The 8629-nt window shown below is 70.6% G+C and carries 9 protein-coding genes; 3 read left to right on the top strand and 6 right to left on the bottom strand.

Annotation, left to right across the window (positions count from 1 at the left end; translation table 11 throughout):
* Positions 1-143: 143 nt before the first annotated feature.
* The 4 genes from VF330_RS41510 to VF330_RS41495 all read right to left on the bottom strand — a co-directional run bounded on the left by VF330_RS41510 (position 144) and on the right by VF330_RS41495 (position 4139).
* Positions 144-1508 carry a S28 family serine protease gene (locus VF330_RS41510; RefSeq protein ID WP_330857254.1) on the bottom strand — a complete coding sequence of 455 codons (1365 nt, stop codon included), beginning with the start codon at positions 1506-1508 and terminating at the stop codon, positions 144-146.
* A gap of 52 nt (positions 1509-1560) precedes the next feature.
* On the bottom strand, positions 1561-2412 hold the full coding sequence (locus VF330_RS41505; RefSeq protein WP_330857253.1) for an NAD(P)-dependent oxidoreductase: 852 nt from the start codon (positions 2410-2412) through the stop codon (positions 1561-1563).
* Positions 2413-2639: 227 nt separating this feature from the next.
* The gene (locus VF330_RS41500; protein WP_169746017.1) at positions 2640-2786 is read right to left on the bottom strand and encodes a hypothetical protein; all 147 of its coding nucleotides are present in this window, start codon (positions 2784-2786) and stop codon (positions 2640-2642) included.
* A gap of 159 nt (positions 2787-2945) precedes the next feature.
* Positions 2946-4139 (bottom strand): ATP-binding protein, encoded by a 1194-nt coding sequence (locus tag VF330_RS41495; RefSeq protein ID WP_330857252.1) that lies wholly within the window; start codon positions 4137-4139, stop codon positions 2946-2948.
* A 154-nt stretch (positions 4140-4293) separates the two neighbouring features.
* On the opposite strand from VF330_RS41495, the gene VF330_RS41490 reads away from it, so the two are divergent.
* Positions 4294-4908 (top strand): SIMPL domain-containing protein, encoded by a 615-nt coding sequence (locus tag VF330_RS41490; protein WP_330857251.1) that lies wholly within the window; start codon positions 4294-4296, stop codon positions 4906-4908.
* Between the two features lie 6 nt (positions 4909-4914).
* Here VF330_RS41490 and VF330_RS41485 read toward each other — a convergent pair whose 3' ends face one another.
* A complete protein-coding gene (locus VF330_RS41485) occupies positions 4915-5124 on the bottom strand; it encodes a hypothetical protein (protein WP_330857250.1) in 210 nt (69 codons plus the stop codon).
* Between the two features lie 210 nt (positions 5125-5334).
* Positions 5335-6540, bottom strand: coding sequence for an acetyl-CoA C-acetyltransferase (locus VF330_RS41480; RefSeq protein WP_330857249.1), 1206 nt, complete (start codon positions 6538-6540; stop codon positions 5335-5337).
* Between the two features lie 53 nt (positions 6541-6593).
* Here VF330_RS41480 and VF330_RS41475 point away from each other — a divergent pair, with 53 nt between their 5' ends.
* Together VF330_RS41475 and VF330_RS41470 are read left to right on the top strand one after the other, a co-directional pair.
* Positions 6594-7829 (top strand): 3-oxoacyl-ACP reductase, encoded by a 1236-nt coding sequence (locus VF330_RS41475; RefSeq protein WP_330857248.1) that lies wholly within the window; start codon positions 6594-6596, stop codon positions 7827-7829.
* Positions 7829-8596: a MaoC family dehydratase gene (locus VF330_RS41470; RefSeq protein ID WP_330857247.1), complete on the top strand. Its 768-nt coding sequence runs from the start codon at positions 7829-7831 to the stop codon at positions 8594-8596. Before VF330_RS41475 ends, VF330_RS41470 begins: the two co-directional genes overlap by 1 nt.
* Positions 8597-8629: the final 33 nt, after the last annotated feature.

The following is an 8629-nucleotide window of genomic DNA, read 5'->3' as shown; positions in this document are numbered from 1 at the left end:
ACCACCTCCTCGTCGCGGCCGCGCAACGCGTCGCGGAGGCGTTCGGCCGCTGCCGCGCGGTCGCGCCACCACCCGTCGGGCACCGATCCCACGACGTTGGCTGCGTCGACCACGAGCAACGGCTTCACGCCTCCCAGCGTGCCTCAGCCCCGGCGGGCCCGCAGGGCGTCCAGCGAGTCGGGACCCTCGTCCACCGAGAGCGTCGACACGGGCGCGGACACGTCGGCCCAGCGCAGCACCGCGGCCGTCGCGGCAGCACGCTCCTTCTCGGGCAACCGGGCGATGTTGGAGCCGTGGTTGCCGTTCGGGACCACGAACGACAGCGAGTCGCGCGTGCCCCGGCCCAGGCGGAACGGTTCCGCGCTCCACGGGTCGTTCTGGCCGTAGACGAACAGCAGCCGCGAGCCCTGGTGGCGCACCCACCGGTCGATGTCGGCCATCGCGTGGCGGTCGAAGCGCGGGAACTCGATCGACGCCGGCACCATCGTGCGCGGCACGCTGGAACCGGGGTAGCGCAACAGGTCCCGCACCGCCGACTCGTCGGCCGCGGGCCAGCCGAGCTGGGTTCCCGCCTGGTAGTAGTACGTGTCGAAGGGCGCCACGCCCGCGTCGGTGTAGAAGTCCCAGCCGACGGTCTGGTCGACGAACGTCCACAGCGCATCGACGGACGCGCCGTCACCCGGCACGAGAGCGCACTGCTCCTGGGTTCCGTACTGCCAGAACGTGAACGGCAGGTCCAGGACGAGAACCTCCAGCGCCCGGTGCGCGCTGCCGAACTGCCGGTACGTGTAGCCCTTGGCCTCCAGCCGCTGCACCACGACGTCGCGGTTCTGCAGGACCTGCCGCTGCACGCCTTCGAGGCGGCGGTTGCACGCCGGGTCGGTGCCGATCTTGCTGATGAACTCGCCGTAGACATCGCGGTCGTTCACCACGTCGTTCGGCGCCACGTAGGCGATGGTGGCGTCGACGTCGTGCGGGAAGAACCGGCGGTGGTAGACCGACGTCATGCCGCCCTTGCTGGCACCCGTGGAGAGCCAGCGCGCGCCGTAGATCTTCTTGAACGCGGTGACGATCCGGTGGTGGTCGTTGGCCGCCTGCCAGATGGTCATGTCGTCCCAGTCGGCGGGCGACGGGCGCGACGGCGCGAAGAACCGCTGCTCCACGCTGATCTGGTTGCCGTCGACGAGCCGGGCGGGCTCGGACGCGCTCGCGCCGGAGAGCTGGTAGCCGGAGGTGTGCAGCACCATCGGCTTCGACTCCGCCTTGTGCAGCAACGAAAGCCGCTGCTCGAACCGGGCGCCGCGCGGCCTGCGGTGGTCCGCGGGCTGCTGGAAGCCGAGGACGAACGTCCGGGCGGTGCCGGACGTCCCCTCGCTGATGATCCGCACACCGGGCAGGGCGGCGATGCGGTCCTTGACGTCGGGTGCCGCGGAGACCACCGCGGCCGTGGCCACGACCTGCGCCGATACCAGGCCGAACGCCAGCAGGGAGCGTACGAGTCTGTTCACCCGCCCACGTTATTGAGCCCGCACGCCCCGCCGGACCGGCCGATCGTCGGGCTTATTCGCGGCTCGCGTAGTAGGACGCGGCCATGTCCTCGTCGCCGTGGCCCTTGGTGACGGCGCGGTTGAGCCGCGCGGCCGCCGCCTGGGCGACGTCGAGCTGCACCCCGCCGCGCACCGCGGCCTCGTTGACGAGCAGGGCGTCCTTCAAGGCGTTCTGCACGGTGAAGGCCGGCTCGAACGACCGCTCGATGATCGCGTTGCCCTTCATCTGCAGGTATGGCGTGTCCATCGCGCCACCGGACACGGCTTCGAGGAACAGCTTCGGGTCGAGCCCGGACGCCTCCGCGAGCGACACCGCCTCGCCGACGGCCGCGGTCAGCGCGAGCACCCAGCTGTTCGCGACGAGCTTGAGCTTCGACGACGCACCGGCCTCGCCGACCCACATCGTGCGGGCGCCGATCACGTCGAACACGGGCTGCACGCGCTCGCGCAGCTCGTCGGCTCCCGAGGCGAGCACGACGAGCTTGCCCTCCTGGGCGGGCTTCGTGCTGCCGAGCACCGGGGCGTCGACGAACTCCAGCCCGAGCGACCGGGCGAGCGCGATGTGGTCCTCGGTGGCGCCGATGCCGACCGTCGACGCCTGGATCCAGACGGCGTCGTGCGGCAGCGACTCCGCGGCCGCCTGGATGGCGGAGGTGACCGCGGCGCCGTCGTTGAGCACGGTCAGCACGACGTCGACGCCCTCAACAGCGGCAGCCGGGCTGTCGGCGACGGTGGCGCCCTTGTCGGCGAGCGGTTCGGCTTTGGCGCGCGTGCGGTTCCAGACCCGGACTTCGTGTCCGGCCGCGGCGAGGTTGGCTGCGATGGGGGCACCCATGAGGCCGGTGCCGAGCACGGCGATCTTCATGTCCCCAGCAAACAAGAAACCTCGCGGTGCTGCCAGGTCGGGGGTCCGACAGCACCGCGAGGTCAAATGTGACATCGGCGGACCGACGCGCACTGTTACAACGCCATCCTACTGTGTCCTGGATCACGTTTAACAGAGCGAGGCCCCTGGAGCGCGGGAGGTGCTCCAGGGGCCTGCGTTGGGGAGGCACTCGCGCCGGGGCGCCGTGCGAGTGCCGGGTTCGTGAGTCAGCGCAGGGTGGTGACCTGAGCCTGGGCGATGGCCATCAGCTCGTGACGCATGGACGGGGTGGTCGCCATGTCGATCGCGCGAGCCACGGCCTTCCGGTTGCGCGCCTCGGCACGACGGGCGCGGAGCTTCGCTGCGAAGTTCATCTCGGTCTGCACTTCCCTCTCGGAGGTCTGTTCGGTTGGTAACCCAAGTATGCACCTTCGCGCGCGGGAAAGCACGCGATTATCCGGTGAGGTGGGGCACACGCCGATGAATCATCGGCTGACAACGTGAACGACCGGACAACGACAGGGTGCCGCCGGTCACTCCTCGCGGCCGAGGAGGAACCTCCCGAAGTGCGGCACGGTGAAGGCGATCTGACCCCGTTCCGCGCTGTAGACCAGGCCTTTCTTGATGAGCGAGTCCCGCGCGGGCGACAACGACGAGGGCTTGCGGCCGAGGTGGTCGGCCACCTGGGCGGTGTTGACGCCCGCGTCCTTCCCGTCGGTCAGCTCGGCCATCGACCGGAGGTACTCGCGTTCGGCGGGCGTCGCACGCTCGTACCGGGAGCCGAAGAAGCCCACCGCCAGCTCCGCGTCGGCCTCCGGAGCGGCGACGGAGACGTCCAGCGCGCTGATCGGGTCGACCGGCGCGGCGTCCCAGGCGGCCTTGCCGTAGGCCTGGATGAAGTACGGGTAGCCGCCCGACGCGTCGAACAGCGCGTCCAGCGCCTCGTCGGTGATGCCGGCGTCCTCCCGCTCGACCGGGGCGAGCACGGCCCGGTCGGCGTCCTCGCGGCTGAGCCGGTCGATGCGGACGTAGCGGAAGAGGCGTTCCGAGTACGACTTGCTCGCGCTGAGCACCGCGGGCAGGTGCGGGAGTCCCGCGCCGACGACCACCAGCGGCGCTCCGAGCTGCGACAGCTCGTGGCACGCCGCGCACAACGCGCTGATGTCGTCGGCCTTGAGGTCCTGCATCTCGTCGATGAGCAGCGCGACGCCCGTGCCGACGTCCTGCGCGAGCTCGGCGACGTCGGTGAACAGCTCGACGAGGTCGATCTCGATGTCCCCGGAGTCGGCCCTGCCGCTCGCCGCCGGCACGTCGATGCCGGGCTGCCAGCGGTCGCGGAGCTTCGCGCCGTCCGGGGCGGCCCGCAGCGCGAACGCCTTGAGGATGCCGAGGATCGCCTCGACCCGGTCCGGCGCGCGGTGCCGGACGGCGATGTCCCTGATCGCCCGGTGCAGCGCCGCGGACAGGGGCCTGCGCAGGTCGGCGTCGGGCCTGGCCTCGACCTTGCCCGCGCCCCAGCCGCGCCTGACGGCCATGGACCGCAGCTCGCCGAGCAGCACCGTCTTGCCGACGCCGCGCAGTCCCGTCAGCACGAGGCTGCGTTCGGGACGGCCACGCGCCACGCGTTCGAGCACCACCTCGAACGCTCCGACTTCCTTGTCCCGGCCGGCGAGCTCAGGAGGCCGCTGGCCTGCACCGGGGGCGAACGGGTTGCGCACCGGGTCCATGACTCGCACCGTATCGGCGTTTCTAGCGGTGGCTTTAGAGACGCGCAGACGAACCTCGAAGTGGGGCCGGATGCCGCTGTATTCAGTTATCTAGCTTCTTCGCTAGATTGCGTAATAGTTGCGGATGGACCGGGCGGCCGGTTGGGTGGGACGCGTGGCTGAAGTCGTGACAAAGGGGACCGGCGAGGTCGAGCGCACCGCAGACCGCGCCCAGGTGGACGTGACGTTCGAGGCGGTCGGGGCCGAGCGCTCCGAGGCGGTGAGCACGCTCAACCAGCGCATCTCCGCCGTCGAACCGCTGCTGGAGACCTTCGAGGTCCGGTCACGGCAGCTGTCCGTGCACGACAACTGGGACAACAACCAGCGCGTCGGCAGCCGCGCGCAGCAGCAGTACGTGATCTGGGTGTCCGACCTGGACCGGCTCGACGGCCTGCTGGCCGAGCTCGTGCAGGCCGAACCGTCCTGGATCAACGGACCGTCGTGGACGCTCGTCGACGACGGGGAGGCGATCCGCGAGGCGCAGCAGGCCGCCGTGGCCGACGCACTGCGACGGGCCGAGGGTTACGCATCGGCTCTGGGGCGGCGGCTCGGGCCGTTGCTGCGGATCGGTGACACGGACAACGGTGGCGGCTACTCGCCGAAGATGATGCGCGGCGCGGCGTCGTTCGAGATGGCCGGGCCCGCGGGGATGGTGGACCAGCTGAACCTGAAGGCTCAGCAGATCACGGTCTCCGCGGTGTGCACGGCGGCCTGGTCGCTGCTCGACTGAGTCCTGCTAGCCGGTGCCGTGCAACGTCTCGATGGCGCACTGCACGGCGCCGGCGTCGCGGTCACCGGGCCGGGCGCGCAGCCAGTTCCTCAGCCAGTCGAGGCGGCGGGCGGCGTCGAGGGCCAGGGTCAGCAGCACGTACGCGCGGCGTTCCCACTGCCGGGCCGACGCCATCGCGTCGGCCGCCGGTCTCCACTCGTCGCGCAGTGTCGCCACCAGAGCGCGCGCGAGTATCGGGTCTTGTTCCGGGTCCACCTGCATGAGCCCCCACTCCCCAGGTTCCGCGCTCGGCGGTTCATGAAGTGTGCACGGCGCTCCGCCAGAAAACACGGGTAATCGCCAATGGGGCCGGACTCGTCATTGCCATAAGCGGCAACAGAATCGTAACAGTGCATTGTTTCGATACGACGTGGAATGCAGTGAGCGTCACCGCTCCAGAACAGCCGTGATCCCCTGGCCGCCCGCCGCGCAGACCGACACGAACCCGCGCCCGCTGCCCTTCTGGTGCAACAACTTCGCCAAGGTCGCCACGATCCGCGCGCCGGTGGCGGCGAACGGGTGGCCTGCCGCGAGCGACGAGCCGTTGACGTTCAGCTTCGCCCGGTCGAGCTCGCCGAGCTCCTTCTCCCACGCCTTCAGCGTCGCGAGCACCTGGGACGCGAACGCCTCGTGCACCTCGTAGAAGTCGAAGTCCTGCAACGTCAGGCCGGCCTTGGACAGCATCCGCGGCGCGGCGTGCACCGGTGCCATGAGCAGGCCCTCGCCGCCGTGCACGTAGTCGACGGCGGCGGTCTCGGCGAAGGTCAGGTACGCGAGCACGGGCAGGTTCCGCTCGCGGGCCCACTCCTCCGTCGCGAGCAGCACCGCGGAGGCGCCGTCGGAGAGCGGGGTCGAGTTGCCGGCGGTCATCGTGTCGCCGAAGACCGGCTTGAGCTTGGCGAGCTTCTCGGCCGTGCTGTCCGGACGCAGGTTCTGGTCGCGGGTCAGGCCGAGGTACGGCGTGACGAGGTCGTCGAAGAAGCCCTCGTCGTAGGCGCGGGCGAGGTTGCGGTGGCTGCGCGCGGTCAGCTCGTCCTGGTCCTCGCGCGTGATGCCGTACTCGGCGGCGGTGATGGCCGCGTGCTCACCCATGGACATGCCGGTGCGCGGTTCGCCGTTGCGCGGCAGGTGCGGCACGACGTGGCTGGGCCGCAGCTTGGTGAGCAGGCTGACCTTGCGGGTGCGGTTGAACTCCAGCAGCAGCTTCCGGAAGTTCTCGTTGACGCCGATCGGCGCGTCGCTCGTGGTGTCGACGCCGCCCGCGATGCCCGCGTCGATCTGACCGAGTGCGATCTTGTTCGCGACTGCGACGATCGCCTGCAGACCGGTGCCGCACGCCTGCTGGACGTCGTACGCGGGCGTCTCGGGGCTGAGCTTGCTGCCCAGCACCGACTCGCGGACGAGGTTGAAGTCGCGCGAGTGCTTGAGCACGGCGCCCGCGACCACCTCGCCGAGCCGTTCGCCCTGGAGGCCGAAGCGGCTCACCAGGCCGTCCAGCACCGCCGTGAGCATGTCCTGGTTCGACGCGGTGGCGTACGGGCCGTTCGAGCGGGCGAACGGGATCCGGTTGCCGCCGATGATCGCTACGCGCATGCCGCCATAGTACCTACTAGCGGGTAGACTTACTAGCGAGTAGGTTGTGTGACGTGGACAGGTACCAGAAGTTCGCGACCTCGGGCCTCGGCCGTCAGCTCGTGCGCAGGCTCGGCCTGCCGAACCCGCACCCGCTGCGCCGGGACGCCGCACTGGCGACGCCGGTGCTCGTCGGCGGTGCCACCCGGCTGCCCTTCCTCAAGCAGCTCGAAACAGGCCCCGCCCCGTACGGCGCGCTGGTGTTCGACGCTTCGGACATCGCGACGGTGGGCGACCTGCGGCAGCTGCACGACTTCTTCCACCCCGCCATCACCGAGCTCGGCCCGTGCGGGCGCGTGGTCGTGATCGGCCGGTCACCGGACTCCATCGCGCAACGGGCACTCGAAGGCTTCGTGCGGTCCGTCGGCAAGGAACTGCGCCGCGGCGGCACGGCGAACCTGGTCTACGTCGCCGACGGCGCCGAAGACGGCGTGGAGTCGACGCTGCGGTTCCTGCTGTCCGGACGCTCGGCGTACGTGTCGGGGCAGGTCATCCGCGTCTCCGGCTCCGCTTCCACGGCGACGCTGGAGGGCAAGGTCGCGCTGGTCACGGGCGCTTCCCGGGGCATCGGCGAGGCGATCGCGACGGTGCTGGGCCGCGAGGGCGCGCACGTGGTCTGCCTGGACGTCCCCGCCGCCGGGGAGGACCTCTCGAAGGTCGCGAACGCCGTCGGCGGGTCGGCGTTGCAGCTCGACATCACCGGCGACCCGGCGCGGCTGACCTCGTACCTGATGGAACGGCACGGCGGTGTGGACATCATCGTGCACAACGCGGGCATCACGCGCGACAAGACGTTGGCGCGCATGGACTCCGGCAAGTGGGACGCGGTGCTGGAGGTCAACCTGGCGTGCCAGGAGCGGATCAACGACGCGGTGCTGGACGGCGGTGTGCTGCGCGAGGGCGGCCGGATCATCGGGGTGTCGTCGATCGCCGGCATCGCGGGCAACGTCGGCCAGACCAACTACGCCACCTCGAAGGCGGGCGTGATCGGCATGGTCCAGGCGCTGGCACCCGTTCTGGCTGCTCGCGGGGCCACGATCAACGCCGTGGCGCCCGGTTTCATCGAGACGAAGATGACCGCGGCCGTGCCGTTCGCGACCCGCGAGGTGGGGCGGCGGATGAACAGCCTGTCACAGGGCGGCCTGCCGTCCGACGTCGCGGAGACCGTGGCGTGGTTCGCGGCGCCGGGGTCCGGTGGCGTGAACGGCAACGTTGTGCGCGTGTGCGGCCAGATGCTGCTGGGGGCCTGATGTTGTTGCGCGCCGCCCTGACGTCGTTCCGGCGCGGGGAAACGCTGACCGCCCAACCGGTCTCGGACACCCTCACCGTCTCGCTGGAGCACCTCGCGGCGTACAGCTCGGTGTGCGGCTTCGGGTTGCGCGACGCGCTGCCGTTGACCTACCCGCACGTGCTGGGCTTCCCGTTGCAGATGAAGCTGATGACGGGCGCGGGGTTCCCGTTCCCGTTGCCCGGTCTCGTGCACGTCGCGAACCGGATCACGCAGTCGCGCCCGCTGACGTCGGACGAACCGCTGGAGATCACGGTGTCCGCGCGCGACCTGCGCCCGCACCCGCAGGGCACGCAGGTCGACGTGGTGACGTCGGTTTCCGGTGTCTGGGAAGGGGTTTCGACCTACCTGCGGCGAACCGGTGGCGCGTCGGGCTCCGGCGAGGAGCTGCAACGCCCCACCGGCTCGGCGGTGTGGCGGGTGCCCGCGGACATCGGCCGGCGCTACGGCGCGGCGTCCGGCGACCGGAACCCGATCCACCTGCACCCGTTGGGCGCCAAGGTGTTCGGCTTCAAGCGCGCGATCGCGCACGGGATGTGGACCAAGGCGCGGTGCGTGGCCGCGCTGGAGGGACGGCTTCCTGAGACCGTGACGGTCGACGTCCGGTTCAAGAAACCGCTGTTCATCCCCGGCCGGGTCAAGCTCTCGGCCCGCGAGAACGCCGGCGGCTGGGAGTTCGCCGTGTGGGGCAAGGGACCCCACCTGCTGGGGACCGCCTCAGCGCCGTGACGGCGGGTGCCAGACGTTGCCGTCGACGAGGTC

It is taken from the genome of Lentzea sp. (assembly GCF_036380075.1).
Taxonomy (GTDB): domain Bacteria; phylum Actinomycetota; class Actinomycetes; order Mycobacteriales; family Pseudonocardiaceae; genus Lentzea.
This window is presented reverse-complemented; position numbering and strand designations above follow the sequence as displayed.

Coding starts and splice junctions, on each gene's coding strand:
- VF330_RS41505 (WP_330857253.1), bottom strand. CDS start 2,412: ATGAAGATCGCCGTGCTCGGCACCGGCCTCATGGGTGCCCCCATCGCA.
- VF330_RS41500 (WP_169746017.1), bottom strand. CDS start 2,786: ATGAACTTCGCAGCGAAGCTCCGCGCCCGTCGTGCCGAGGCGCGCAAC.
- VF330_RS41495 (WP_330857252.1), bottom strand. CDS start 4,139: ATGGACCCGGTGCGCAACCCGTTCGCCCCCGGTGCAGGCCAGCGGCCT.
- VF330_RS41480 (WP_330857249.1), bottom strand. CDS start 6,540: ATGCGCGTAGCGATCATCGGCGGCAACCGGATCCCGTTCGCCCGCTCG.
- VF330_RS41470 (WP_330857247.1), top strand. CDS start 7,829: ATGTTGTTGCGCGCCGCCCTGACGTCGTTCCGGCGCGGGGAAACGCTG.